Raw genomic sequence first — 25794 nt, 5'->3', positions numbered from 1 at the left:
CCGGACGCCCGTCGTCATTGAATAACCGATAAACCCGCCGCCGTCAGCCGAGGCTTTTCACTTCCTCGTCGGTCAGCGGCCGATACTCGCCGGGCGCCAGATCGTCGTCCAGCTCAACCGCGCCGATACGCTCCCGGTGTAACTGCTCCACATGGTTGCCCACCGCGGCGAACATCCGTTTAACCTGATGATAACGACCTTCGCTGATGGTCAGCCGAACCCGATGCTCATCAAGCTGTTCCAGCCGCGCCGGACGCGTCGCATCCTTCTCGCCGCGCAGCAAAATCCCGGCGGCGAACCGGTGCGCCGTATCGTCGTCAAGCGGCTGTGACAACGTCACCAGGTAGGTTTTTTCGCAGTGATGCTTCGGCGAAGTGATGCGATGCGACCATTGACCGTCGTCGGTGAGCAATACCAGGCCGCTGGTATCGATATCCAGTCGGCCGGCGGCGTGCAGTTTATACGCGACCGGTTCGTCGATAAAATACAGAATGGTCGGATGATCGGGATCGTCGGTTGAACAGACATAGCCGGGGGGTTTGTGCAGCATAAAATAGCGCGCGCCGTTTTGCTGCTGCAGCGGATTGCCGTCGAAGGCCACCTGATGCTCCGGCAGCAGTTTGAACGCTCCGCTTTTAATGATTTCACCGTCTACGGTGACGCGCTGCGCCCGCAATTCACGTAATACCAGCGAACGGCTGATAGCCAGTTGCTGGGATAAAAACTTATCCAGTCGCATTAAAAACACATGCCTGCTAAGAATGGGGTCAATGACAGAACCACGCGCGCGCCGCGCCGGTTCTTACCGTGGCAGGAACGCGGCCACTGGCCGCCAGCCGCCGCGCAGTATATCACAGATGCGCGCCCGCCTTCCTTATAACATAATGTTAACAGAGACTATTGTCGCGCGCCGCGCGCTAAATCCGTTCGCGCCGGGCGTCGATAACCGGCATAATATCGTCAGCCGATTTCAGGCGGCGCATCGCCCGGACGAAGGCCGGCAGCGCGTACTGCGCGCAGCGGACGGATGCCTCATCAGGCCTGCCGGCGCGCCGGCCTGAAAAGATCGCCCACCCCGTACAGGAGCCAGATAATGCCATCCATTCACGGTCATGAAGTGCTACAGATGATGATCGACTCCGGCGAGTCGTTCAGCACCGCCCGGTTAATTAACCTGATTGAAACGCGATTTGGTCAGGATGCCCGCTTCCATACCTGTTCGGCCAGCGAAATGAGCGCGGCTCAACTGGTGGAATTCTTAGCCAGCCGCGGCAAATTTATTCCTCAGGACGACGGGTTCACCACCAGCGCCAATAAAATATGCCAGCACTGATAGTGAATGTCGTTTAGCCTTCGCCCCTATCAGCAGGAAGCCGTCGCGGCCACACTGGCGTGGTTTCGCCGTCATACCGAGCCGGCCCTGATCGTCCTGCCTACCGGCGCAGGCAAGAGTCTGGTGATTGCCGAACTGGCCAGAGTGGCGCGCGGTCGGGTGCTGGTGCTGGCCCACGTAAAAGAGCTGGTGGCGCAAAATCACGGCAAATACAGCGCGCTGGGACTAGAGGCCGATATTTTCTCCGCCGGACTGCAGCAGCGCGCCAGCAGCGGCAAAGTGGTCTTCGGCAGCGTCCAGTCGGTGGCCCGCAATCTGGCGCAGTTTGATCAGGCTTTCTCGCTGTTGATTATCGACGAGTGCCACCGCATCAGCGACGACAAAGAGAGCCAGTATCGGAAAATCATTCAGCATCTGCAGCAGGCCAACCCGCAGTTGCGTATTCTCGGCCTGACCGCGACACCGTACCGCCTCGGCAAAGGCTGGATCTACCAGTATCATTACCACGGTATGATTCGCGGCGACGACCAGTGTCTGTTTAGCGACTGCATCTATGAGTTGCCGCTGCGCTATATGATCAAACACGGTTATCTGGTGCCGCCGCAGCGGCTGGATATGCCGGTGGTGCACTACGATTTCAGTCGGCTGGCCCGTTCGTCGGGCGGGCTGTTCAGCGAAAGCGAACTTAATCAGGAGATCCGGCGCCAGCAGCGCGTCACGCCGCATATCATCCGTCAGGTCATGGACTATGCGGCGGACAGAAAAGGCGTGATGATCTTCGCCGCCACGGTAGAACACGCGCGGGAAGTTCATGCGCTGCTGCCCGCCGGTCAGGCCGCCCTGATCAGCGCCGATACGCCGGCCGACGAGCGCGATGCGCTCATCGAGGCGTTTAAGCGACAGACGCTGCGCTATCTGGTCAACGTGGCGGTACTGACCACCGGTTTCGACGCGCCGCATGTCGATGTAATCGCGATCCTGCGCCCGACCGAATCCGTCAGCCTGTATCAGCAAATCGTCGGCCGCGGCCTGCGCCTGGCGCCGGGTAAACAGGACTGTTTGATCCTCGATTACGCCGGGAATCCTCACGATCTCTATACGCCGGAAGTGGGCAGCAACCGGCCGCACGGCGACAGTCAGCCGGTACAGGTCTTTTGCCCGCAGTGCGGCTTCGCCAATCTGTTCTGGGGCAAATGTACGCCCGACGGCGAGGTGATCGAGCACTATGGCCGACGCTGTCAGGGCTGGCAGCCGGCCGAAAGCGGCGAACGCCGGCGCTGCGACTATCGCTTTCGCTTTAAAAGCTGCCCGCACTGCGGCGCCGAAAACGACATCGCCGCCCGCCGCTGCCACCAGTGCGATCAGGTGCTGGTCGATCCCGATGATATGCTGAAGGCGGCCCTTAAACTGCGCGACGCGCTGGTGCTGCGCTGCAGCGGCATGAGTATGAGCAGCGGCCAGGACGCGAAAGGCGACTGGCTGAAAGTCAGTTACCATGACGAGGACGGCGCCGAAGTCGGCGAGCGTTTTCGCCTGCACAGCGCGCCCCAGCGCCATGCGTTCGAACGCCTGTTTTTACGCGTACACCAGCGGGCGCCGGGTATTACGCTTAACTGGCGCAACGCCGACGATATCATCGCTCAACAGGATCGGCTACGCCATCCCGACTTCGTCGTTGCCCGCCGGCGCGGCAATTTCTGGCAGGTGCGGGAAAAAATATTCGATTACCAGGGACGCTTCCGCCGCGCTTACGAACTGCGCGGTTAGCCGCTCGCGCCGCTTAGAAAGCGGATTGTCGGCCGGGCGGCCGGCGCGACGGCCGCAGTTTTATTTGCCGCCGGCACGATATTCCGTTAGAATGCCGCCCGCTTTTACCGTAGTAAAAGCAGGTCTCATAACCTGTTGCTGGGTCGCCTGTAGCAGGATTCGTTTTGTTAAACAGAGAAAGAAAATGATCACTATTATTGCATCAGTACGTAAAGAGCAGGGTAAGGGTGCGAGCCGCCGCCTGCGTATCGCGAACAAATTCCCGGCCATCGTTTATGGCGGCGAAGAAGCGCCGGTTGCCATCGAACTGGATCACGATACGGTAAAAAACCAGGAAGTAAAACCGGGTTTCTACGGTGAAACCGTTATCCTGTCTATCGACGGCAAAGAAGTTAAAGCGAAAGTACAGGCTGTTCAGCGTCACCCGTTCAAACCGAAACTGGCTCATATCGACTTCGTACGCGTTTAATCGCCGCGTTGTGATAGACCGGAACGCCGGAAGAAAAAACGCCGCAATTGCGGCGTTTTTTTATGCCTTGCCGCCGCCAACGCGACGCTGTAGCTGATCGCGCAGATTCGGCGGCGTACCTTTAATGGTCAACGTATCGGTCGCCGGATCCCAGAAAATACGCTCGCCCAGCAGCAACGCATCAAAGTTCAGCGTCAGCCCGCCGCCGCTGCCGGAAAACTTCGTCAATTGACGCAGCGTACTGCGATCGGCCGGAAAGTTTTCCTCCAGCTCATAGCCCTGCTCGGCGGAAAACTGCTGAAAGTTCTTTTCGCCCAGCGGCGGCAGTTCCTGAGACAGCCCGGCCAGTTCAATTTCCTCCCCCGACTGCAGTTGCTCATTACAGTAGCTGTATACCTGCTGGCGGTAATTCTGGCGTTCGTTCTTATCCAGCTGCGCCTCGTCGCAGTACTCATCGACCGCCTGCAGCAGGTTGCGGTTCTGCGCCTTCGTGTCCAGCCCGACGGAAGCGGCGAGGAAATCCATAAAGAAGTCGGCCACCTTACGCCCTACCCGCCCCTTCAGGAAGGTCAGATAGCGGGTGGACTGCGGGTTGGTTTCCCATTCGGTCAAGTCAATACGCGCCACGATATCGGCGTGGTTAATATCCAGATAATGAGTCGAGCTGATATCCAGCTGTTCGTTTACTCGCATACTGTTGCAACTGCTCAACACCGCCACCAGCAGATACTCCACCGCCAGATAGCGATACTGGCAGAACAGCACCACGCCCCCTTCGGCAAACGGATATTTCGCCAGCTCGTCGCGCAAACGCGCGGTGGCCGCGCGGCTGAAGGCGAGGAAATCCTCATCGCCTTTACGGCAGGCGCGCAGCGCATCGGCCAGTTCGCTGTGTTCGTTAAACAAACCATAGGCCTTGCTTTTAGCGCTGTAGACACGATGCACTTCGGCCATCATCTCTTCCACCGTCGCATTGGCGGATAGCAGCGAATCGCGCAGCACCATCTCCAGCGTTTGCTCATCGCGCTTAATCAACTGATGCAGGGCAATCTGGTCAATATCCAGACTCATGTTAGATTCTCCTTTTGGCAAGGTGCGTATTCAAGCACCATACTCAGGTAGCTGCAACCGAAAAGCCAGCCGGCGCCGGGCGCTATAAAATGATAAAAGTGCGGAAAATGACGGGCCTATACGGTAAGATATTCGACTTTAACAGCCTGAGAAACGCGATTTATGCCACAATCATCTCGTTACAGTGACGAACAAGTTGAACAACTGCTCTCCGATCTGGTCAATGTTCTGGAAAAACACCATGCCCCTACCGATCTGGCGCTGATGGTGCTGGGCAATATGGTCACCAACGTGATAAACACCAGTATCGCCCCCGCACAGCGTCAGGTGCTGGCCCGATCGTTCGCCGAAGCGCTACAGTCTTCGATTAAACATGATAATGCACACTAAATTTTGATCGACCTATGGTAACCAATAGTCAGCGCTACCGCGAAAAAGTCTCCCAGATGATTAGCTGGGGGCATTGGTTCGCCCTGTTTAATATTTTACTCAGTCTCGGGCTGGGTAGCCGCTATCTGTTCGTTGCCGACTGGCCGTCCTCTCTGTTCGGCCGGATTTATGCACTGGTCAGCTGGCTGGGCCATTTCAGCTTCATCGGCTTCGCCGCCTACCTGCTGATCATCTTTCCGCTGACCTTTGTCGTGATGTCGCAGCGCCTGCTGCGCTTCCTGTCGGCTGCGCTGGCCACCGCGGGATTGACCCTGCAGTTGGTGGATATGGAAGTGTTCAGCCGCTTCCATCTGCATCTGAACGCCACCGTCTGGGAATTGGTGATCAACCCCGACCAGAGCGAACTGGCGCGCGACTGGCAGCTGATGTTTATCAGTATCCCGATTATCTTTCTGGTCGAAATGCTGGTCGGCACCTGGTGCTGGCAAAAACTGCGCAGCCTCAACCGCCGCCGCTTCGGCAAACCGCTGGCCGGCGTGTTCATCACCGCCTTCTGCGCCTCGCACCTGATGTATATCTGGGCCGACGCCAACTTCTATCGCGCCATTACCATGCAGCGCGCCAATCTGCCGCTCTCTTATCCGATGACCGCGCGCCGCTTTCTGGAAAAACATGGTCTGCTGGACGCGCAGGAATACCAGCGCCGGCTGATCCAGCAGGGCAACCCGGAAGCGCTGTCGGTCGAATACCCGCTCAACGACGTCACCTTCCAGGATGCCGGCAGCGGCTATAACCTGCTGATGATCGTGGTCAACGGCGCGCGGCCCGATACCCTGGCGCAGGGTATGCCGGCACTGTCGCGCTTTGCCAGCGAAAACGTCCGCTTCAGCGATCATTACAGTATTGGCGGCGGCCGCGACAGCGGTCTGTTCAGCCTGTTTTACGGCATCTCGCCTTCCTATATGGATGGCATCATGAGCGGGCGTAAACCTTCTGCGCTGATCTCGGCGCTTGGTCGGCAGGGCTATCAGTTTGGCCTGTTCTCCGCCACCGGCTTCGACAGCGCGCTGTATCGGCAGGCGCTGCTGGCGGATATCTCGCTGCCGGCGCCGACGCCGCAAAGCAACGATGCGGTCACCGCGCAGTGGCAGCAATGGCTGGACGGCAATAGCGCTCCGGCGCCGTGGTTCTCCTACGTTGAATTGAACAGTTTCAACGCCGCGGCAACCACGCGCAACCGCAGCACGCCGCAGAGCATAGATGAGCAGATCGGCCGCATTATCGCCACGCTGAAAGAGAAACAGCTGATGGAAAACACCGTGGTGGTGATTACCGCGGAACAGCCGATCGCGGACGGTCAGCCGGAGAATACGCATGGCCAGGGGCCGCGGCGCGAACAGTGGCAGATCCCGCTGGTCATTCACTGGCCCGGCACGCCGGCGCAAACCATCGACAAGATGACCGATAGCAAAGACGTAATGACCACGCTGATGCAGCGTCTGCTGCACGTTAAAACCAGCGCAAGCGACTATTCGCAGGGTGAGGACCTCTTCTCGGCCGGGCGCCGCAACGACTGGCTGTTTAACGGCGACGGCAGCTCGCTGTTCATCGTCACGCCGCAACAAATCATCGTGCTGAATCACAACGGCATTTATCGCGCTTACGATCGGGAAGGACGCCGTATCGACCATGAAAAACCGCAGCTCTCGCTGTTGCTGCAGGTTCTGACGGAGGAAAGGCGCTTTATTGCCAACTAACTGCCTAAATCTAAAGCAGTCGTTCGGTTTAGCTATTGCAATCAGGACAATAAAAGGTAGTATAAGCGCCCATAGCATCGGCACGTAGCGCAGCCTGGTAGCGCACTGTCATGGGGTGTCAGGGGTCGGAGGTTCAAATCCTCTCGTGCCGACCAAATACATATTCCGTTAGTACCGGTTATTAATGGAAACCCCACAGAAACCCGCATTCTCTCTGAGTTTGCGGGTTTTTTGTTGTCTGTTATCTGGCGGTTTGCTACGGTTTTACCCGGAATGTTTAGGCAACCAAAGATAACAGTTGGCTGATTCTGTCAGGGCTGACTAAACGATGAAAAATCGTACTCGCCACCGTCATTTTTCGGAGTGACTTTTCGTTTTAGTTATACGAACAAAATCATAACTAAAGCAATAAAAACATATCGTTATATCATCAATTCAATTTCTCTCGTGCCTAAACTCGTGCGGAGGGCCAGACGTGGCCAGGCAAACAGGGCCATTAACCGACAGTGACGTGAGGGCCGCAAAGGAAAACGATAAACCCGCTACGCGTTATGACGGCGAGGGACTAGTGCGCACGCCAGCTGTTGCTGATTTGCGGGTATTTGTTGTTCCATGCCTCTGAGAATTCATCCAGCGGTCTCTTCTGCACCCGACACCGGTTTCCCCTCTGCTTTTGCCTGACTACGCCAGTTATACAGAGTAGCTTCCGATATCCCTTCCATTTGCGCAACGGCAGAAACCGTCATGTTGTACGGAGGAAGGAGTTTAGCCAATGTGGCGGCCTTACGTTCTGGTGAAATGCGTTTTATATTGTGTCCCCACTACCCCATTAGAGTTTTTGATGGGGGTGACATGTATCCTGACACTGGGGCATTCGGGAAGCCCTTCAAGCCGTCCACGCAAGCAATCAGGATGTCCTGAAGCCCCCGATTTTTCAGCTCCGTCAGCGTTAAAAGACTGTAATTTAAATTGTATAGTTTGGGGTTATTGTCTTTTGAGTGGGCGAGCGGCTTCCCGACCAAATGATGCAACTTATTGGATGCTAAAATCAGGCGCCGGGAGGCACCCTACAACCCGATCAAAAAACCCGGCACTCAGGCCGGGTTAATTAATAGAAAAATAGGGATTAAAAGCGATAACCCAAGCCCAGCGCCCACGTACCAACATCAACGCTATCCAATGCTGTATATTCGTAGGAAGCGTCGATTGCAAAGTCTGGCGTCACGTTGAACTGCAAACCCACTCCGCCTGCTAAATCAGTTCTCTTCTCTTCTCCCCATGCACGAACCGAACTGTTTTCATATTCGACTTCGGCTTTTCCGTGGGCCACGCCGACCAGCGCGTATGCGCTGATATATTCATTGAAACGGTATACCGGGCCAACCGTCAGCGAGTAGTACGTAAGGTCAAGAGAAGCCCGTTCATTGCCAGCGCTGTAGCTGCTATCACTTCCCGTATACGTGAACGAGCCAATCATCCCCCAATTATCATCCATTTCATAACGGTATTTGAGGTTTACCCCGCGCGGATCGTCCTTCGGGCTGAAACCATCGAAATCTACGTCACTCTGCGCGTAGCCAATAGAGATTGTACTCTCACCTGCGGCGACAGCGGATGATCCGAAAGCAAGCCCTGCAACCGCAATGGCGATAACAGACAATTTCTTCATTTTTTATTCCTTTGATTGCTAATTAGTTTTCGGTAAAAATAGCAATCAAATGTTACCAATCATTTCAAACAGGATCATCCTGTAATTTTATAAATTTTCACATGCGTTGACTAAGTGATCATTACCATGACTTACGGTTAATGCCGCCATAATCCAAAGGAATACCCTTCCGCGATGAGCCGGTCCGTCTCTCTGAAAGCCATTTTTCGGCAGCGTGCCGGCCCCTGCTCACTGTTCTTTCAACGGATAACCGCGTGACTTTTTCCTGCGAATAATCTATAAAATACTGGATATAACAACAGTTAAAAGGAATAGTTATGTACGTCGAACTGATTTATGACAAACGAAATGTGAGTGGACTACCGGACGCCGCCGGCATAATCCATGCCGAACTGGCAAAGCGCGTGCAACGCGTTTTCCCGGACGCCGAAGTAAAAGTAAAAGCGATGCAGGCCAACGCGCTCAATAGCGATGCCAGTAAATCGGATAAGGCGATCCTGAACCGTCTGGTTGAGGAAATGTTTAACGATGCGGATGAATGGATGGTTGCGGATTAAGTAACGAACATAAAACGGCCGGAATTCTCTGACCACGCCACGTCCCAGGCAACGCTCGCTGCGCGCGATGGCGCCCGCAACACATGGCAACGTAACCTTTAACGTCACCTGTATTGATGCTGCGCCTGGGTAAATCAGGGCGGCAGGATGGCCAGCCGCGCTCAGTGCTGAGACCGCGGCGCGGCTAATAAAGCCCATCGCACCGATTAACTGCAGTCCATGGTAAAGATAGCTTTCTGGCAGTGGCGGCAGCGGAATTTATAAATCGCTACGTCGCCGTCTTCATAGCCCTGCAGGATGCGCGACCATATTTCTGCGTCTAAATAGTTATCAGCCAGAAACGCGTCGAGATCGTCGCCGGAGAGCGCCTGCAAATCTGCTTTACTGGCATCGCCATGAAATTCACAGGCATCGTTACAGTGGGATTGCCACACTTCCTGTTGCCACGAGACATAGCCAGGCGTTCTTTCGCTGACTTCGACGACGATGTCGCGATCGATTCCATCTTCGAGTAACGGATAGTCGTCGTTAAATTGGCCGTCATATTTCTTTGCCGCCGAACCGTCCGCCACGCACCAGGGGCAGATAAACTCAACGCGGTGTCTGGAGTAGATCGATGTCGTACAGACAGCGCCGCGTTGCTGCTCACAGCACTGACAGGTCTCATCGCTGAGCTTGATGCTTCCGGTTGCGATAGGATCGGGATGATATTTGAACACCGGCAATATCATAAATACTCCTGGCTTTAACTCAGTAGATAAACGGCACGAAAATGCGTATCGGCGCGGCCGATATAATAACGTGCCGGAGAAAAAGAACCAGAAAAGTCAATGAAATTTGCTGAAGCTACGGCGTCTCCGGCGGCGACAGTACGTGAAAGAAATGCGTGCCGTCGCGATCCAGTTGCGCAATCAGACCGAACTCCCAGTCAAGGTAGGCCCGCATCGCGGCCGGCGAATTGTCTGTTCCTTCATAAGGTCGACGATAGCGGTCAGTGCGTGGCGATAATAAACGCTCTTCGCCGCTGGCTAACGGTAACCCGGCCTCGCGCCAGGCCTGGGTTCCGCCGCGCAGCACCCGCACCGGGCGATCGGTGAGCCGCCGCAGATCCGCCGCGGCGAAACGCGCCAGCAAGCCGGAAGCGCAGGTCAGCACATAGCCATCGGCCGCCGGCGGCAGTTTCGCCCTGCCGGTCAGCAAATCCGCACGCAACAACCAGCCGGCGCCGGGAATGTGTCCTTGCACATAACTGGCGCTGCCGGTCAGATCCAGCACCTGCAGGTCGTCGCGCCGCCACCGCTCATTCAGGGCATGCACATCGATTTCGTCGGCTTCCGGCGCGGCGGGCCGCGGCGCCTGCCAGTCGCCCGTCGCGCTGAACTCCTGCGCCGTCAGTCCGTCCACGACCCAGCAATCCCATCCCATCTGCGCCAGCCACGACGCGGTCATGTTGGCGCGCACCCCGTCATCATCCACCAGTACGGCCCGCGCGCCGCGCACGCTGAGAATATGATCGGTTTCCTGGACCAGTTGACCGCCCGGCACATTGCGGGCGCCGGCGAGATGAGCATGCTGATACGCCTGCTGATCGCGTACGTCGATCAGATAAGTGGTGCGCCAGGCTTCCTGCCGCCACAACGCCAGCTGCGCGAGGGACACCCGGCCGACGCCCGCCCGATCGGCCAGTCGCCTCGCGGCTCGCGCCGTCTGAAGACGATAGTTTTCGCTGACCCGACCATAGCGGCGCTGTTGTCCGTGCTCCAGCGGCAGGCCGGCCAGCGTCCAGCCAATCGTGCCGTTGCGCAGCGCCGCGACCGGATTAGGCACGCCGGCATTAATCAACGACTGGGCGCCTACCAGGCTGCGGGTACGCCCTGCGCAATTAACGATGATGCGGGTCGACGGCGACGGCGCCAGATCGCGCGCGCGCAGCGCCAGTTCGCCGCCCGGCACGCTAATGCCGGTCGGAATACTCATGGTCTGATATTCGTCAAAGCGCCGGCTGTCGAGCACCACCACGTCTTCCTCGCCAGCCAGCAGCGCGTTAACCTCTGCGGCGCTGAGCGAAGGGGTATGCGCCTGCGCCTCCAGCAGTTCGCCAAACGCTTTGCTCGGGCTATTCACGTCAATAAAGACTTCGCCCCCCGCCGCGCGCCAGCCGGACAGCCCGCCGGCCAACAGCGCCACGTCCGTATAGCCCAGTTCGACCAGACGACGCCTGGCGATGGCCGCCAGCCCTTCGCCGTCGTCATACAGCGTGATCGGCGTGGTCCTGCGCGGCACCCGGGCAAAGATGTCCAGTTCCAGACGAGACAGAGGGATATTCACGGCGAACAGCGGATGGCCGGTGGCGTACGGCGCCTCTTCCCGCACATCCACCAGCGCCAGTTCATCGCGCGCCAGCAACGCGCGGCGGATATCGTCACACTGACGTACGGCAGAAGTAACATTAGCGCTCATGGTCGGACAGATCCCAGATATTCGGTAACAGGGCATTGGAATAGCCCGAGATAAAGGTTTTTTGCCGGCCGTCCGCGTCATACACCGCGCGCCGCACGGCGCCGATATTGGCGCCGTATACGTGAATGCTGATGGACGTTTCGTCGCTCAGCGCATTGCTCACCTGATGAATGTCGCCAACCGCCGGCGACACCGACTCCACGTCGCCCGGCCGCAGCGATACCGGCTCGCCGTGCGCCTGCAGGACGCCGTCGCGCCGCACAAACGAACGCGAGGTCTCCGCCCCGCGCAACATGCCGATCAAGCCCCAGACCCGGTGATCGTGAATCGGCGTCGACTGCCCCGGCCCCCAGACAAAGCTGACCACGCAGAAGCGCTGGCGCGAATCGACGTGCAGCAGGTACTGCTGGTAGCGATCCGCATGCGGCCGGGCGAAAGCGTCATCCAGCCAGTCATCGTGGCTGACCAGTTCACCGAGCAGCGCGCCGCCCTCGCGCAGAATGGTCGCCTCGTCGCCCGACTCGACCACCCCGGCCAGTTGACCAATAAAATCGCGTAAGCGATCGACTCTTAACAACGCTGTCATTGTTTCATTCTCCCCTGCGGCGGACCGGAAGCTAACCAACTCCGCCGGTAATACGCCCGATAAATCGAACCCCAAAACCGCTGGCCCGCGCGCATCGTCGCGACGCGCCGGCGCTACGACTACGACTACGGCTGAGCCGGCGGCTGCCAGATCGCAACCGCGCCGGCGTCGATCCGCTTCGGCAGCAGCCCGGCGTCAAAAAAAGCGTCGGCGATCTTCTGTTGCTCCCCCAGGCCATCGCGGCTTACCGGCCGAATACGGTAGCTGCGGCTGGCATTAGCCTGCTCCACCGTGCTGTGGTCCAGATTGCCCCACAGCGGTCCCAACAGTCTGGCTGCTTCGGCCGGATGGGCCTTGACCCAAAGGCCGGTCTGTTCCAGTTGCTGGTAAATCAGCGCCAGTATTTGCGGATGTTTTTCGGCGAATGCCGTCGAGGCCAGGTAGTAACGCTGGTACTCCGCGAGATCCCGTCCGCTGCTCAGAACCCGGGCATTCTGCTGACGCCGGGCGCTGGCGACAAACGGCTCCCAGGTGACCCAGGCATCCACGTTGCCGCGTTCAAAGGCGGCGCGGCCATCGGCCGGCGTCAGGTAGGAAGGCGTGATATCGTTAAAGGTCATCCCGGCTTTAGCCAGCGCGGCAATCAACAAGTAGTGGCTACCCGCCGCTTTGGTCACCGCAATGCGTTTTCCTTTCAGATCGGCCAGGCTCTTTAATGGCGAAGAAGCCGGCACCAGGATCGACTGCGCATCCGGCGAGGGTTCTTCCCGCGCGAAATAGGTCAGGCTGGCGCCCGCCGCCTGCGCGAACACCGGCACCGTATCCGCCACGTCGGCCGATACATCCACATTGCCGATGTTTAGCGACTCCAGCAGCGGCAACCCACTGGAAAACTCATACCAGCTCACCTTTACACCCTGTTCAGCGAACGCTTTCTCCAGGCTGCCCTGCAATTTTAAGATGGTCAGCAGCGTGGACGATTTTTGGTAACCGATGCGTAATTCGGTTTCTCCCCAGGCGGAATGGTAAAATAAGGCGCCGGACAACGCGGCAAACGCCATAATAAAATTTCGCACAATAATACCGGCTCGAACCATTACGACATAATCCAGAACGAAATAAGGGAGTATTACTCTCCCCTCTGAGAGGAAAGACTGTCAAAGCACAAAAAAGAGATTGCTAAGCTGATTTTTTCCTTTACCGCCGCGGACGTCAGCCTGGTCCCGTAACGATCTCTTTTTATATCCGGCCTGCCCGGCTAAATAGCGTCTTTTTTCACGCCGCGCCTGCCGCGCTTATTTCCGCCGTCATAACCAGCCGGAGCTTTAGCACATCATTTTCTGTCGATAGCCAAAAATAGCATTTAAAAATTAATTTTACCGACTGCTACTATTTTCACTGATTTTGCCCTGGGGCGCGGGATGGACGGTGTGAGCAGAATCGCCGACGCGCGCCGATTATCCTCTCTTCTCCGTCGTCTCCGGCATACCGCAGCCGGCCGGGCGCCGTCAGAGCCCTCATCAGCCCCGCAGGTACAGGAGAGATCGCGTAAATGAAACGTAGTGTGACGATAATTACCGGCGCTCTGGCGCCGTAGCTGCTGCCCATCGCGCTGGTGGCGGCCTGGCAGTTGGCGGTTAGCGCCGGCTGGTTGTCCAGCCGTATCCTGCCGGCGCCCAGTGCGGTCATCTCGGCGGCATGGGCGCTGATCGCCAGCGGCGAATTATGGCACCATCTGGCGATTAGCGGCTGGCGCGCCGCCGTGGGATTCGCCATCGGCGGCTCTCTGGGGCTGCTGCTGGGCTTCACCACCGGTCTGTCGCGCACCGGCGCGCTGCTGCTGGACAGTACCATCCAGATGATCCGCAACGTGCCGCACCTGGCGCTTATCCCGCTGGTGATCCTGTGGTTCGGCATCGATGAAAGCGCCAAAATCTTTCTGGTGGCGCTCGGCACACTGTTTCCCATTTACCTCAACACCTGGCACGGCGTACGCAATGTGGATGCCGGCCTGGTAGAGATGGCGCGCAGCTACGGGTTATCCGGACCGGCGCTGTTCTGGCAGGTGATTCTGCCGGGCGCGCTGCCTTCGATCCTGGTCGGGGTACGCTTTGCCCTCGGCTTTATGTGGCTGACGCTGATTGTGGCGGAAACGATTTCCGCCAGCGCCGGCATCGGCTATCTGGCGATGAACGCGCGCGAATTCCTGCAGACCGATGTGGTCGTGGTGGCGATTATCCTCTACGCCATGCTGGGCAAGGCGGCCGACAGCGCGGCGCGCCTGCTGGAGCGCAGCTGGCTGCGCTGGCATCCGGCCTATCAGAAAACAGGAGCGACAGCGTGAGTATTCATCCGGTTAATCGCGGCATTGCGCTGCGGCTACGTCAGTTGAGTAAATCGTTTCAGGATCGCCAGGTGCTGCGAGATATCGACCTGCAAATCCCGGCGGGCCAGGCCGTGGCCATCGTGGGGCGCAGCGGCTGCGGCAAAAGTACGCTGCTGCGCCTGCTGGCCGGTCTGGAGCAGCCCAGCGCCGGAGATCTGCAGGCCGGCCAGCAGCCGCTCAATACCCTGCGCGAGGAGATGCGGCTGATGTTTCAGGAGTCCCGTCTGCTGCCGTGGAAAAAGGTGATTGATAACGTAGGCATCGGACTGGGCAAGGGCTGGCGAGAGCGGGCGCAGGCGGCACTGGCCGAAGTGGGGCTGGCCGAACGCGCCGGCGAATGGCCGGCCGCGCTGTCAGGCGGACAGAAGCAGCGCGTGGCGCTGGCGCGCGCGCTGATCCATCATCCGAGGCTGCTGTTGCTGGACGAACCGCTCGGCGCCCTGGATGCGCTGACGCGCATCGAAATGCAGCGTCTTATCGAGCAGTTGTGGCGCGAACAGGGCTTTACGCTGATACTGGTGACCCATGACGTACACGAAGCCGTTACCCTGGCAGACCGGGTCATTCTGCTGGAAAACGGTCAGGCAGGGCTCGATTTACTCGTCGATCTGCCGCGCCCGCGCCATCCCGGACAGGCCCGTCTGGCGGCGCTGGAAAATACCATTCTGGAGCGGATTTTTTCCGGCGGCGCCGATCCGGCGAACCGGGAGCAAGATGCGCCGCCGTTGCGCAGCGCGATGAAATAGCGCATCTCAACGTCCCCAGACGCCCGCGCCGCATCCCGCCCCATGGCGATTCGGGGGCGGGATGTCATCATATCCAACGGACACGGCTGTCTGCGCGCCAGGCCGCTAAACGGCCGGCCTTTGCCCCCCGGCGGTCAGGCCCCACGCCGCGGACCGCCGCCCGCGCAATGCTCGATTCTCCTTCGGTCCGCCGTACCGCCTTTATCAGATTTCAGGCATTGAAATGCCGGATATATTCGTTGGGAATGACAACCGTTGCCAGGATGATGCGCGTTGACCTTTGACGGATTTTTATGGAGCGTTTATGAGCCTTAACCTGTTCTGGTTTCTTCCCACGCATGGCGACGGCCACTATCTCGGCACCAGCAAAGGCGCGCGGACCGTCGATCACGACTACCTGCAGCAAATTGCTCAGGCGGCGGAAAAGGTCGGCTTCAGCGGCGTGCTGATCCCAACCGGACGTTCCTGCGAAGACGCCTGGCTGGTGGCGGCTTCACTGATCCCGGTCACCCGACGACTGAAATTCCTGGTGGCGTTGCGCCCGGGCGTGATTTCTCCGACGCTGGCGGCGCGTCAGAGCGCGACGCTGGACCGGCTGTCCGGCGGTCGCGCCCTGTTTAATCTGGTTACCGGCGGCGATCCCGACGAACTGGCGGCGGAAGGGCTGTTTCTCGATCACCGCCAGCGCTATGAAGCCGCGGCGGAGTTTACCCGCATCTGGCGCGAGGTGCTGAGCGGCGAAACGGTGGATTTCAACGGCAAACATATCCAGGTTAAAGGCGCGCGACTGATGTTTGCGCCAGTGCAACGCCCGCGTCCGCCGCTGTATTTCGGCGGTTCCTCGCAAGAGGCGCAGCAGCTGGCCGCCGAACAGGTCGATTTGTATCTCACCTGGGGCGAACCGCCGGCGCAGGTCGCGGAAAAGATCGCCGAAGTCAGAGCCAAAGCCGCCGCGCAGGGGCGCACGCTGCGTTTCGGCATTCGCCTGCATGTGATTGTGCGCGAAACCACGGAGCAGGCCTGGCAGGCCGCCGACCGTCTGATCGAGCATCTGGACGACGACACCATCGCCCGCGCCCGCGCGTCGTTCACCCGTTTTGACTCGGTCGGCCAGCAGCGGATGACCGCGCTGCACAACGGCAGCCGGGAGAATCTGGAAATCAGCCCCAACCTGTGGGCCGGCGTGGGGCTGGCGCGCGCCGGCGCCGGCACCGCGCTGGTAGGCGACGGTCCCACCGTGGCGGCGAGAATTCAGGAATACGCCGCGCTGGGAATCGATACCTTTATTCTCTCCGGCTACCCGCATCTGGAAGAGGCGTGGCGGGTCGGCGAGTTACTGTTCCCTCACCTGGCGCTGGCGCGGGAGACGTCTGCCAGCCGCGGAACGGACAGCGTGCAGCAGCCGCAGGGAGAAGTGGTGGCCAATGCCTTTATTCCCGCCGATGCGCCGACCGGACGTTAGCAAACCGCCGGCCGTTTGGCCAGGCCGACGGCGGCCGATCGGCCTTTTGCCGCGTTATCAAGGACGATAACGGCGAGCGAATCAGACGTAATTCATTCACATCAGGGTTGCTTAGCCGCACTGTTTTTCGTATCTGCGCGTTTAACGATCGGTTTTCGCCGTCGCGACGATTTATCGCCGCAATGCGCCGCGCCACGATTCGTTAAGATATCGCAAGGCCGGGTAAACTTTTTTCAAAAAGCACGATTTAAATACGCCGTCCGGCCGGAATAGCATAGTTTACCTGCCTGAGAGAGATATCGGCCCCGGCTGTCCGGCGGACGATAAATACTGAGGAACCACAGATGAAAAAAACCGCCATCGCACTGATACTGTCGCTATTCGTCACCGGCAGCGTTATCTCCAGCGTGTCTTATGCAGAAGGACCGCAACGCCAGGATAACCAACGAATGCTGAAACAGGGCGCGCAGAACAACCAACAGGGGCAACAGCAGCGTCAGGGGCAGCAGCAAAGTCAGCAAAACAATCGTCAGCCCAATTCGCAGCCCAACCATCAGCCAAAACGCGAGGTGGCTAAAGCCGGCAATCAGCACGGCGCCGAACGCGATCGCTTCACCGCCAACGGGCATGAGTTCAGAAAAGGCAAAGCGGCGCCGCAGCGTTATCGCGGCGATAGCTATCGGGTAAACGACTGGCGCGCCCGCGGGTTGAGGCAGCCGCCGGCCGGCCAATACTGGGCTTATATTGACGGCAATTATGTTCTGATGGCGGCCGCCACCGGTATCATTACCTCAATTATTATTCACAGCCTGCAGAATTAATCCCGCCAGTCAGGCTAAAACCGCCAACGCGCCGGCGATAGTATCGACCGGCGCGTTCTTTTATCCGCAGAGCCAGACAGCTAAGCGCCCAGCAGACTGCCGGAAGCGATGCGCCGCACGCCCTTGCTCTCCATGGCCTGCCATGCGGCGGCCAGAGAACCATTAATATCAATGCCTTTGGTGGCGTCTTCGATTACCCAGGCGTTAAAGCCATACTTACGCGCATCCATCGCCGTCCACGCCACGCAAAAATCGGTCGCCAGCCCGGTGATGTAAACCGTCGTTATCCCCCGCTCGGTCAAATAACCGCTCAGGCCGGTCGGCGTTTTGTGATCGGCCTCCTCGAACGCGGAATAGCTGTCGATATCTTTGTGATAGCCCTTTCTGATAATCAACTGCGCGCCCGGTAAATGCAGGTCGGAATGAAGCGCCGCATCCCGACTGCCCTGCACGCAGTGCGCCGGCCACAGCACCTGCGGTCCATAGTGCGTTTCGATGGTTTCAAACGGTTGTTTGCCGGGGTGGCTGCCGGCAAAAGAGATATGCCCGGCGGGATGCCAGTCCTGCGTAATAATAATATTGTCAAACACCGCGGCCAGCCGGTTAATCAACGGAATGATTTTATCGCCGTCGTTAACCGCCAGATTGCCGCCGGGCGTAAAGCCGTTTTGCACATCCACCACGATAAGGGCGGCGCCGGCATCCGGCCGGTGTAACTGAATCTGTTGTTCGTCAGCATACGCCGACGCAGTGGTCTTCGTCATGGTCATCATGGCACCTGTGGCTAGCCATATTTTAAACAGGATCGGTCTGAGGTTATTGACAAAGCGGCAGCGCTAATCGGCAGAGCGTAAAGACTCGGCAAGGCGCTCCCCGTATGCCCGAGCACGCCGGTCAGGCACGATCGCTTTACTCTCCCGTTTCATTATCCTCGCTTAAATTTCCGTTATCGCTTTATCGACGAACCGGGACGCCGTCCTGCGCTATTTTTCACGCCGGCGCGCAGCCGCCGTAATGCCGGGCGGGTCATCCTGCGCAGAGGCTTTTCGGACACTAGCACCCGCCTGGCCGAAAAGCAATTTCGCCGGCGCGCGGAGAAAACAGGCCATCGGCCGGATACGCCTGGCGACGGCCGCTTTCGCCGGGGCCGGCTACCAGGCGATCACTAACGGCAGATAGGGTCTGAAATCCTGCTGCTGACGCTGGCGCTGATGATCGAACGTCAGTCGCATCACGTGTTCCGCGCCCGACGCCAGGCTCAGAACGCCGTCCTGCTGAAGGCGGCGCGCCGGCGCGGAGGGTTCCGCCGGGCCGCGCATCGTCAGCGCCAGCGAAGTCAATTGCCGCGCCCCGCAGGGATGGTTCAACGGCTGCCGTTTATCCGGCGCGAAGCGATCCGGCCGGCCGCTGAAGTTCATAAAAAACCACAGAGGCTCGGACAACGGCGCAATGCCGATATCCACTTCCAGCCCGGCCGGCAGATAGTCCGGCTGATAAACATCATAAGGAAACGCGGGCGTTTTTTCCGTGGGTGCGGAAGGACGCAAACCCACCCCGAACGGGGATAGGCTGCCGTCATCGCAGGCGATGCGGCGCAGAATATGCGTTCGGTCCTGGGCGTTCTCCTGCCCTTGCTGCGCCCCATCCGCGTAGATCAACTCAATGAACGCGTTATCAAAGAAAAAACGGCGATTGGCCGTGCCCTGCCCCGGATGCACATTGGCGCTGCCTTCGCGAAAGCCGCTCTGCACCAGCAGATCGGCATAGCGGGCATTATCTCCGCTACAAATAAATACGTGATCGATTTCCATGCTTACTCCTGCACCGTTCGGCGCAACCAAACGCTATGCGAACGCCGACATCTTACGCCGGCGCAGCCGCAGCACAATCGCCGTCGGCCGGCATGCGCCGCCGCACCGCGCTATTTGTCCGGCCGTGGCGCGCCCCTGCCGCCGCCGGCGCTTATAATCATCCACACCGCCAGACCGACGACCGCCGAACAGATAATAAATCCGTCCGACAGCGTTTCCCCAAGAATCAGATAGCCCCACAGGACGCCGGAAGGCGGGATTAAGAACGTCACCGTCATGGCGCTCAGCGGGCCAATATCCGCAATCAGCCGGAAATAGAGGATATAAGCCAGCGCCGTGCAAATGACGCCCAGCGCCAGTATGCAACCCCAGGCCGCCGGCTGGCGCCAGTTTACCGGCGGCGCCGTCATCATCGACCACAGGAAAAACGGCAACAAAAACAGCGTGGCGCCCATCTGGCTGCCGGTGGCGACCAGTTTAGCATCGAGTCCGCCGCTCGCCGGGATCCAGCGTTTGGTTAAAAAACCGGCGACGGCGTAACAGGCGGTGGCCGTCAGGCAGGCGCCGACGCCGGCCAGCGCCTGCCTGACGGAATGCACGCCGCCGGCCGTCGTGGTAATCAGCGTAATGCCGGCCAGCCCAATCACCACGCCGGCGATCTTTTTCAGCGTCGCCGGCTCATGAAAAAACAGGCAGCCAATAAAAGCGCCCATCAGCGGCGTGGTGGCATTTAAAATGGCGGAATAACCGGCAGGCAGGAACCGGGCTGCGATACAGTACATCAAAAAAGGCAGGCCGGAGTTGATAACGCCCAGCGTCAGGCACAGGCGCAGCTTATGGTTGAAATCAAACCTGACGCGCAGCGCCGGCAGCATAACGCCCAGCGCGAGCAGCGCGAAGGTCACCCGTAAGAATGCGGTATTCACCGCGCCAAAGGCCGGCGCGGCAAGGCGCATAAAAAGGAAACTGGCCCCCCAGATCGCGGCCAGCGAAAACAAATTAACATAGTCTTTTTTCTGCATGCCCCAGCTCCTGCCCGCGCGGCGCGTTCTCCCTGAGCGAACGGCGCGTATGTTGATGATGGGCCATTGCAGCACGCCGCGCGGGTCGCCACAAACCAGATTTTCTGCGACAATTTAGTTTATCTAAACCGTTAAGAGGTCGGGATGAAATTACCCCCGCTGCATGCGCTGATCTGTTTCGAAGTCGCCGGCCGGCTGATGAGTATGAAAAAAGCGGCCGACGAGCTGCACGTCACCCCTGGCGCGATCAGTCAACAGATCGCAAAACTGGAGCAGTGGCTGCAGGTTCGGCTGTTTGTGCGCGGCGCGCGTACGCTGGCGCTCACTCAGCAGGGACAAACCTATCTGCGCGCTCTCCGTCCGGCCTTGAGCCAGATTAACGAAGCCACCAGCCGGCTGATGCAGACGGCCGAACAGCGCAACATCACCATTAGCTGCACCAGCGGCTTCGCCATGCAGTGGCTGCTGCCCCGACTGCCGGCCTTTGAAAAAATCAGCCCCGCCACCGATATTCAGATCGGCACCACCCACCGCAAAGTCGATCTCCTCGCCGAAGGCGTGGATTTCGCCATCCGTCATGGGCTCGGCCGCTATCCGGGACTGATTGCCGAACGGCTGATCGATGACCCGTTGCTGCCGGTATGCAGCCCGACCCTGCTGCCGGCGGACCGGAGCCAGCTCAGCGCGTCGGAGATCGCCGCCTTTCCGCTGCTGCACGATGAACATAAGCAGGACTGGGCGCTGTGGCTGCAGGCCGGCGGCGCCGATCCGACCGCCGCCGGCCTCGGCCCGGTATTTGTCGATTCAAATGGCGTTATCGAGGCGGCTATCGCCGGACTTGGCATCGCGCTGATTCGTCCGGCGCTGGTGCAACGCGAACTGGCGGACGGGCGGCTGACGACTCCGCTGCCCGTGGCGCTGGAGACGCCGCTGGCTTATTACCTGGTCTATGATCAATCGGCTCTGTTTCAACCGGTCAACCAGCGTTTTCATCGCTGGCTGACCGCCTGCGCCGCAGCGCAAGGTCATCGGTACGATGCCGGCGAACGTCCGGCGTAGACCGAACGCCGGACACTATTGACCGCGCCGCTGCGCCGCTTTCCATTGCCCGACCCGCGCGGCGGAAACATCGTCGGGGTAACACAGGGGAACGTAGCCGCCGGCCCGACGCCAGGCGCTGCGACCGCCGCACCGACTGCCGTTGCGCGCCCGGTTGTACGGGCAGGCGCAGGCGCGAGGATAATCGGCTATCGATTCTTCAATAATGCGCTGTTTAATCTGCGCATCGCTCAGCGCCGCGTTTTTAGCCCACGCAGAGTGCGCGCTCAGGCCAGATAAACTGGCCGTCAGCGCGGCGCAGATCAGCGTTTTTTCGATTATTTTCATGACGATAATTTAGCCGTTGGCTAACGCCGCCCGGCCCATTGCTGTAAAGGGAAAAGGCACGCCGCCAGGGCGTGTCGTTTTGCACGCCTGCCAGGCGGCGTCCGCATCTGAAAACGAGCCGCCGTCGGAAATAGCAAACGGCGCCGACATGCATCCTTTGAATATTATTTATCCCTGCTTTCTATAGGTCAATCTGCCGCGCGGCACAACGCCGTCGCCGCGCCGATATGGCGCTTAGCGCCGGCCGGCGTCTTTCGCCTGATAGCCAAACGCGTGTCTCTATTCCCCATCATCGACGCGCCTTTTGTGATCCAGCATAGATATTGAACAGCCGGTTCATCCGCTCGCTTTACAGCGTTAAAAGCGCGGTGCTAGTATCAATCCACAATATTATAGAACACAGTTTTATAATATAGAACAAATAGCGAAGCGAATCGCCAGCGACGGTTCGTCCCCCAGGTTCCGGTTACAGGCAAAAAGGTTGTGTTATGAATAAAGACAGGCAGTTTTCAGGCATTATCCCTCCGGTATCAACGATTTTTACCGATCGGGGCGCCTTTGATGAACAGGGTATGGCCACTCTGATTGATTTTCTTATCGGGGCCGGCGTGGATGGCCTGTTCTTTTTAGGCACCGGCGGCGAATTTTCACAAATGTCCGCGGACGAAAGGAAACAGATTGCCGAATTCGCCGTACGGCACGTCAATCATCGGGTGCCGGTTCTGATCGGCGTCGGCAGCACCAACAGCCGGGAAGCGGTACAGCTCAGCCGGCACGCCGCGCAGATCGGCGCGGATGCGGTGGTCGCCATCAACCCCTATTACTGGCAGTTGACGGAAAAGAATTTGCTCGGCTACTACAGCGATATCGCACAATCGATGGCGCTGCCGGTCATTCTCTACAATTTTCCGGCGCTGACCGGCCAGGATCTGCATCCGGCGCTGGTGAAAAAACTGGTCGGGCAACACGCCAATATCGTCGGCATTAAGGATACCATCGACTCCGTCGCCCACCTGCGCGAGATGATTGTGACGGTAAAAGGCGAATACCCGCATTTTTCCGTTTTTTGCGGTTATGACGATCATCTGCTGAACACGCTTTTACTCGGCGGCGACGGCGCGATTTCCGCCAGCGCCAACTTCGCGCCGCAGCTATCCATTGAAATCTATCGGGCGTTTATTCGTGAAGATCGCGCCAGCGCGGCGGAATTACATCAAACCTTATTGCAGTTGCCGCTGCTGTACAAAATCGATTCTCCCTTCATCAATGTGATTAAAGAGGCCTGCCGGTTATGCGGACTGAATATTTCGACCTGGTCGCTGCCGCCGTCCGGCCCGTTAAATCCACAGCAGAAAGAAAGCATAAAAGAGATTCTTAACCGCGCCGGGCTTATCTAATCGAGTGCGGCTGATCATTGATGCCCAATAGATTTTCGGACGCATAAGGACGATAAGCACCTCACGGAAGCCAGGCAGGCCGCCGGAAAACTGGAAGGTATACCTGTGAATAATGTCGAGAATGGTGAATAACTATGTCTATCGAGCTTATTTTTTCCAGCCGGAATAATGAAATTTATAATATCCGCACCCACGCGCCCGGCCCGCAGGGCGCTCTGCCTTTGACCGCCCGGATGCTGGTGGATTCTCCCAGCGGTAATATTTTCGCCATGACGCTCAACGCCGGTATGGGCTGGGCGCCGGAAAAACTGCTGGGCCGCGAAGTGTTGATTCTGGGCACCCAGGGCGGCATTCGGCGGCCGGACGGCACGCCGGTGGCGCTGGGCTACCACACCGGCCACTGGGAAATTGGTTTACAGATGCAGGCCGCGGCCGAAGAAATCAGCGGCGCTGGCGGCATCCCTTTCGCCGGCTATATCAGCGACCCGTGCGACGGCCGTTCGCAGGGCACCACCGGCATGTTCGATTCGCTGCCTTACCGCAACGATGCCGCTATGGTCTTTCGCCGCCTGATTCGCTCCCTGCCCACGCGCCATGCCGTTATTGGCGTCGCCACCTGCGATAAGGGGCTGCCGGCGATGATGATCGCGCTGGCCGCCATGCATAATCTGCCCACCGTTATCGTTCCCGGCGGCGCGACGCTGCCGCCGACCAAAGGCGAAGACGCCGGCAAAGTGCAAACCATCGGCGCCCGCTTTGCCAATGATGAGCTGACGCTGCAAGAGGCGGCGGAACTGGGCTGTCGCGCCTGCGCCTCCCCTGGCGGCGGCTGCCAGTTCCTCGGCACCGCCGGCACCTCGCAGGTGGTGGCGGAAGGACTCGGTCTGGCATTGCCGCATTCGGCGCTCGCCCCTTCCGGCCAGGAAGTATGGCTGGAGATCGCCCGTCAGTCCGCCCGGGCGGCGCTGGTGCTCGAGCGCCAGGGCTTAACCACGCGGGATATTCTCACCGATAAGGCGATAGAAAACGCCATGACCGTACACGCCGCGTTTGGCGGTTCGACCAACCTGTTGCTGCACATCCCCGCCATTGCCCATGCGGCCAAATGCGCGATTCCTACGGTCGACGACTGGACCCGGATCAATCGCCGCGTACCGCGGCTGGTCAGCGTGTTGCCCAACGGGCCGGTTTATCACCCGACGGTCAGAGCGTTCCTCGCCGGCGGCGTGCCGGAAGTGATGCTGCATCTGCGCAAGCTGGGCCTGCTGCATGAGGATGTGCTGACCGTTACCGGCCAGACGCTGGGCCAGAATCTTGACTGGTGGCAACAGTCGGAGCGGCGCGGTAAATATCAGGAGATATTGCGCGTTCAGGATAAGATCGAACCGGACGAGGTAATTATGAGTCCGCAACAGGCGAAAGAACGCGGCCTGACCTCCACCATTACCTTCCCGGTCGGCAATATCGCGCCCGAAGGCTCGGTAATAAAATCGACCGCCATCGACCCCTCGGTGGTGGGCGAAGACGGCGTTTATCGCCATACCGGCCGGGCCAAAGTCTTTACCTCGGAAAAGGCCGCCATCGGCGCGATCAAACACGGCGCGATCGCGGCAGGCGATATTATGGTGGTGATGGGCGGCGGACCGTCGGGCACCGGCATGGAGGAGACCTATCAGCTGACGTCGTCATTAAAACACCTGTCGTATGGCAAGCACGTCTCTCTGCTGACCGATGCGCGCTTCTCCGGCGTGTCGACCGGCGCCTGTATCGGCCATATTGGTCCGGAAGCGCTGACCGGCGGCCCCATCGGCAAACTGAGAGACGGCGATACGATCGAAATCATCGTCGATCGCGATCAGTTGACCGGCTCGGTTAACTTTATCGGCACGGAACAGCACCCCTGCAGCGCGGACGAAGGGGCGCGTATTCTGGCCGAACGCCCGCCGCATCCCGATCTGCAGCCGGACCCCGATTTACCGGACGACACCCGGCTGTGGGCGGCGCTGCAGGCCGCCAGCGGTGGAACATGGGCCGGCAATATTTACCATACGGATAAAATCATCGCCGTACTTAACGCCGGCCGGGACGCGCTGGCCGGCAAATAAAAAACGGCCTGACGTCTGGCGAACAGAATATATATTTTAAGTGCGGCAGGACGGCATCGCCGCATATCGCAGGAACGAATGCAGGAAAATAACCGGAGCCGGACGGCGATAGCCGAAACAATGGCGAGCGCCGCCGGTAGTTTGCAAAATGTCGGTATCTCCGTCATTATCGCCGACCGCGCATTGATTGCTTTCGGTTATTTTATTCTTCCGGCGGATGTAAATAACAGGCTGGAGAGTTAAGTATTATTAAATAATATATTCTTAATAACCCGAGTTGCAGGATAAAACGTTATCGTTTTGAGCAACGCAGCGCAGTGCAGCTTTACGGACGAGGCTCGTTTATACGCCTTGTAACGCGGCAAACCAGCGATCAGTTGGTCGCGAGCGGAGTTGAATGCCGCGGACGGCGGACCCGCCGGGGAGAAGCGCTGGAATGAACAGAATAAGCGAGCGCGGTCGACGCAGCTGAAGCCTGAAGCCTGAAGCCTGAAGCCTGAAGCCTGAAGCCTGAAGCCTGAAGCCTGAAGCCTGAAGCCTGAAGCCTGAAGCCTGAAGCCTGAAGCCTGAAGCCTGAAGCCTGAAGCCTGAAGCCTGAA

General features: G+C 58.9%; 27 protein-coding genes, 1 tRNA gene and 1 pseudogene. 15 read left to right on the top strand and 14 right to left on the bottom strand.

The genetic code is table 11. The annotated features are described in order from the left end of the window. Nucleotides 1-43: 43 nt before the first annotated feature. Nucleotides 44-739, bottom strand: coding sequence for a 16S rRNA pseudouridine(516) synthase RsuA (rsuA, locus tag FJU30_RS24895; protein WP_150437652.1), 696 nt, complete (start codon nucleotides 737-739; stop codon nucleotides 44-46). Between the two features lie 354 nt (nucleotides 740-1093). Between rsuA and FJU30_RS24890 the strand changes: the two genes are divergently transcribed. From FJU30_RS24890 to rplY, 3 genes are all read left to right on the top strand, one after another. Beyond that, on the top strand, nucleotides 1094-1333 hold the full coding sequence (locus tag FJU30_RS24890; protein ID WP_150437651.1) for a YecH family metal-binding protein: 240 nt from the start codon (nucleotides 1094-1096) through the stop codon (nucleotides 1331-1333). Nucleotides 1334-1339: 6 nt separating this feature from the next. Continuing rightward, entirely contained in the window at nucleotides 1340-3100 is a 1761-nt protein-coding gene (locus FJU30_RS24885; protein WP_150437650.1) for a DEAD/DEAH box helicase, read from the top strand. Nucleotides 3101-3284: 184 nt separating this feature from the next. Next, nucleotides 3285-3569 carry a 50S ribosomal protein L25 gene (gene rplY / locus FJU30_RS24880; RefSeq protein ID WP_150437649.1) on the top strand — a complete coding sequence of 95 codons (285 nt, stop codon included), beginning with the start codon at nucleotides 3285-3287 and terminating at the stop codon, nucleotides 3567-3569. 60 nt (nucleotides 3570-3629) lie between these two features. Here the strand turns inward: rplY and yejK are convergent, their stop codons facing one another. Beyond that, on the bottom strand, nucleotides 3630-4640 hold the full coding sequence (gene yejK, locus FJU30_RS24875; protein ID WP_150437648.1) for a nucleoid-associated protein YejK: 1011 nt from the start codon (nucleotides 4638-4640) through the stop codon (nucleotides 3630-3632). A 162-nt stretch (nucleotides 4641-4802) separates the two neighbouring features. On the opposite strand from yejK, the gene FJU30_RS24870 reads away from it, so the two are divergent. From FJU30_RS24870 to FJU30_RS24860, 3 genes are all read left to right on the top strand, one after another. Next, complete coding sequence (locus FJU30_RS24870) at nucleotides 4803-5030, top strand: YejL family protein (RefSeq protein WP_150437647.1); 228 nt, start codon at nucleotides 4803-4805, stop codon at nucleotides 5028-5030. 14 nt (nucleotides 5031-5044) lie between these two features. Continuing rightward, complete coding sequence (gene yejM, locus FJU30_RS24865) at nucleotides 5045-6787, top strand: LPS biosynthesis-modulating metalloenzyme YejM (RefSeq protein WP_150437646.1); 1743 nt, start codon at nucleotides 5045-5047, stop codon at nucleotides 6785-6787. Between the two features lie 78 nt (nucleotides 6788-6865). Next, nucleotides 6866-6942, top strand: a tRNA-Pro gene (locus FJU30_RS24860). Between the two features lie 471 nt (nucleotides 6943-7413). Here the strand turns inward: FJU30_RS24860 and FJU30_RS24850 are convergent. The 3 genes and pseudogenes from FJU30_RS24850 to FJU30_RS24840 form a co-directional block, all read right to left on the bottom strand. Further along, nucleotides 7414-7587, bottom strand: coding sequence for a transposase (locus tag FJU30_RS24850; RefSeq protein WP_395858893.1), 174 nt, complete (start codon nucleotides 7585-7587; stop codon nucleotides 7414-7416). A 60-nt stretch (nucleotides 7588-7647) separates the two neighbouring features. After that, nucleotides 7648-7743: pseudogene (locus FJU30_RS24845) on the bottom strand (transposase); the annotation flags it as partial. Nucleotides 7744-7913: 170 nt separating this feature from the next. Further along, the gene (locus tag FJU30_RS24840; RefSeq protein WP_150437645.1) at nucleotides 7914-8456 is read right to left on the bottom strand and encodes an Ail/Lom family outer membrane beta-barrel protein; all 543 of its coding nucleotides are present in this window, start codon (nucleotides 8454-8456) and stop codon (nucleotides 7914-7916) included. 317 nt (nucleotides 8457-8773) lie between these two features. Between FJU30_RS24840 and FJU30_RS24835 the strand changes: the two genes are divergently transcribed. Beyond that, the gene (locus tag FJU30_RS24835) at nucleotides 8774-9013 is read left to right on the top strand and encodes a DinI-like family protein (protein ID WP_150437644.1); all 240 of its coding nucleotides are present in this window, start codon (nucleotides 8774-8776) and stop codon (nucleotides 9011-9013) included. 206 nt (nucleotides 9014-9219) lie between these two features. On the opposite strand, the gene FJU30_RS24830 is transcribed toward FJU30_RS24835, so the two are convergent. From FJU30_RS24830 to FJU30_RS24815, 4 genes are all read right to left on the bottom strand, one after another. Next, on the bottom strand, nucleotides 9220-9744 hold the full coding sequence (locus FJU30_RS24830) for a CbrC family protein (protein WP_150437643.1): 525 nt from the start codon (nucleotides 9742-9744) through the stop codon (nucleotides 9220-9222). Nucleotides 9745-9859: 115 nt separating this feature from the next. Then, nucleotides 9860-11473, bottom strand: a complete 1614-nt coding sequence (locus FJU30_RS24825) for a rhodanese homology domain-containing protein (RefSeq protein ID WP_150437642.1) — start codon at nucleotides 11471-11473, stop codon at nucleotides 9860-9862. Further along, entirely contained in the window at nucleotides 11463-12059 is a 597-nt protein-coding gene (locus tag FJU30_RS24820; protein ID WP_150437641.1) for a cysteine dioxygenase family protein, read from the bottom strand. The genes FJU30_RS24825 and FJU30_RS24820 overlap by 11 nt, the downstream gene beginning before the upstream one ends. Before the next feature lie 125 nt (nucleotides 12060-12184). Further along, nucleotides 12185-13135 (bottom strand): aliphatic sulfonate ABC transporter substrate-binding protein, encoded by a 951-nt coding sequence (locus FJU30_RS24815; protein WP_223881700.1) that lies wholly within the window; start codon nucleotides 13133-13135, stop codon nucleotides 12185-12187. Between the two features lie 521 nt (nucleotides 13136-13656). On the opposite strand from FJU30_RS24815, the gene ssuC reads away from it, so the two are divergent. The 4 genes from ssuC (at nucleotide 13657) to FJU30_RS24795 (ending at nucleotide 17474) form a co-directional block, all read left to right on the top strand. Further along, entirely contained in the window at nucleotides 13657-14403 is a 747-nt protein-coding gene (ssuC, locus tag FJU30_RS24810; RefSeq protein WP_223881701.1) for an aliphatic sulfonate ABC transporter permease SsuC, read from the top strand. Next, nucleotides 14400-15191 (top strand): aliphatic sulfonates ABC transporter ATP-binding protein, encoded by a 792-nt coding sequence (gene ssuB / locus FJU30_RS24805; protein ID WP_150437639.1) that lies wholly within the window; start codon nucleotides 14400-14402, stop codon nucleotides 15189-15191. Before ssuC ends, ssuB begins: the two co-directional genes overlap by 4 nt. Before the next feature lie 304 nt (nucleotides 15192-15495). Continuing rightward, a complete protein-coding gene (ssuD, locus tag FJU30_RS24800) occupies nucleotides 15496-16653 on the top strand; it encodes an FMNH2-dependent alkanesulfonate monooxygenase (RefSeq protein WP_150437638.1) in 1158 nt (385 codons plus the stop codon). 344 nt (nucleotides 16654-16997) lie between these two features. Further along, nucleotides 16998-17474 (top strand): RcnB family protein, encoded by a 477-nt coding sequence (locus FJU30_RS24795; RefSeq protein WP_150437637.1) that lies wholly within the window; start codon nucleotides 16998-17000, stop codon nucleotides 17472-17474. A gap of 80 nt (nucleotides 17475-17554) precedes the next feature. Here FJU30_RS24795 and pncA read toward each other — a convergent pair whose 3' ends face one another. The 3 genes from pncA to FJU30_RS24780 all read right to left on the bottom strand — a co-directional run bounded on the left by pncA (nucleotide 17555) and on the right by FJU30_RS24780 (nucleotide 20307). Continuing rightward, the gene (pncA, locus tag FJU30_RS24790) at nucleotides 17555-18238 is read right to left on the bottom strand and encodes a bifunctional nicotinamidase/pyrazinamidase (RefSeq protein WP_150437636.1); all 684 of its coding nucleotides are present in this window, start codon (nucleotides 18236-18238) and stop codon (nucleotides 17555-17557) included. 387 nt (nucleotides 18239-18625) lie between these two features. Beyond that, on the bottom strand, nucleotides 18626-19285 hold the full coding sequence (locus tag FJU30_RS24785) for a VOC family protein (RefSeq protein WP_150437635.1): 660 nt from the start codon (nucleotides 19283-19285) through the stop codon (nucleotides 18626-18628). 110 nt (nucleotides 19286-19395) lie between these two features. Next, the gene (locus tag FJU30_RS24780; protein ID WP_150437634.1) at nucleotides 19396-20307 is read right to left on the bottom strand and encodes a DMT family transporter; all 912 of its coding nucleotides are present in this window, start codon (nucleotides 20305-20307) and stop codon (nucleotides 19396-19398) included. 144 nt (nucleotides 20308-20451) lie between these two features. On the opposite strand from FJU30_RS24780, the gene gcvA reads away from it, so the two are divergent. Then, nucleotides 20452-21366 carry a transcriptional regulator GcvA gene (gene gcvA / locus FJU30_RS24775; RefSeq protein WP_150437633.1) on the top strand — a complete coding sequence of 305 codons (915 nt, stop codon included), beginning with the start codon at nucleotides 20452-20454 and terminating at the stop codon, nucleotides 21364-21366. Nucleotides 21367-21381: 15 nt separating this feature from the next. Here gcvA and FJU30_RS24770 read toward each other — a convergent pair whose 3' ends face one another. Continuing rightward, the gene (locus FJU30_RS24770) at nucleotides 21382-21693 is read right to left on the bottom strand and encodes a hypothetical protein (RefSeq protein ID WP_150437632.1); all 312 of its coding nucleotides are present in this window, start codon (nucleotides 21691-21693) and stop codon (nucleotides 21382-21384) included. 488 nt (nucleotides 21694-22181) lie between these two features. On the opposite strand from FJU30_RS24770, the gene FJU30_RS24765 reads away from it, so the two are divergent. The 3 genes from FJU30_RS24765 (at nucleotide 22182) to FJU30_RS26940 (ending at nucleotide 25438) form a co-directional block, all read left to right on the top strand. Beyond that, nucleotides 22182-23090, top strand: coding sequence for a dihydrodipicolinate synthase family protein (locus FJU30_RS24765; RefSeq protein WP_150437631.1), 909 nt, complete (start codon nucleotides 22182-22184; stop codon nucleotides 23088-23090). A gap of 134 nt (nucleotides 23091-23224) precedes the next feature. Then, nucleotides 23225-25195 carry a YjhG/YagF family D-xylonate dehydratase gene (locus tag FJU30_RS24760; RefSeq protein ID WP_150437630.1) on the top strand — a complete coding sequence of 657 codons (1971 nt, stop codon included), beginning with the start codon at nucleotides 23225-23227 and terminating at the stop codon, nucleotides 25193-25195. Between the two features lie 78 nt (nucleotides 25196-25273). Continuing rightward, complete coding sequence (locus FJU30_RS26940) at nucleotides 25274-25438, top strand: hypothetical protein (protein ID WP_191091689.1); 165 nt, start codon at nucleotides 25274-25276, stop codon at nucleotides 25436-25438. On the opposite strand, the gene FJU30_RS27345 is transcribed toward FJU30_RS26940, so the two are convergent. Continuing rightward, nucleotides 25435-25794, bottom strand: a 360-nt coding sequence (locus FJU30_RS27345; protein ID WP_223881699.1) for a hypothetical protein, incomplete at its 5' end; no start/stop codon positions are given. The two genes, FJU30_RS26940 and FJU30_RS27345, sit on opposite strands and share 4 nt — an antisense overlap.

This window comes from Affinibrenneria salicis (assembly GCF_008710095.1).
Note: the sequence above shows the minus strand (reverse complement) of the source record. Positions and strands in the feature narration are given on the sequence as shown.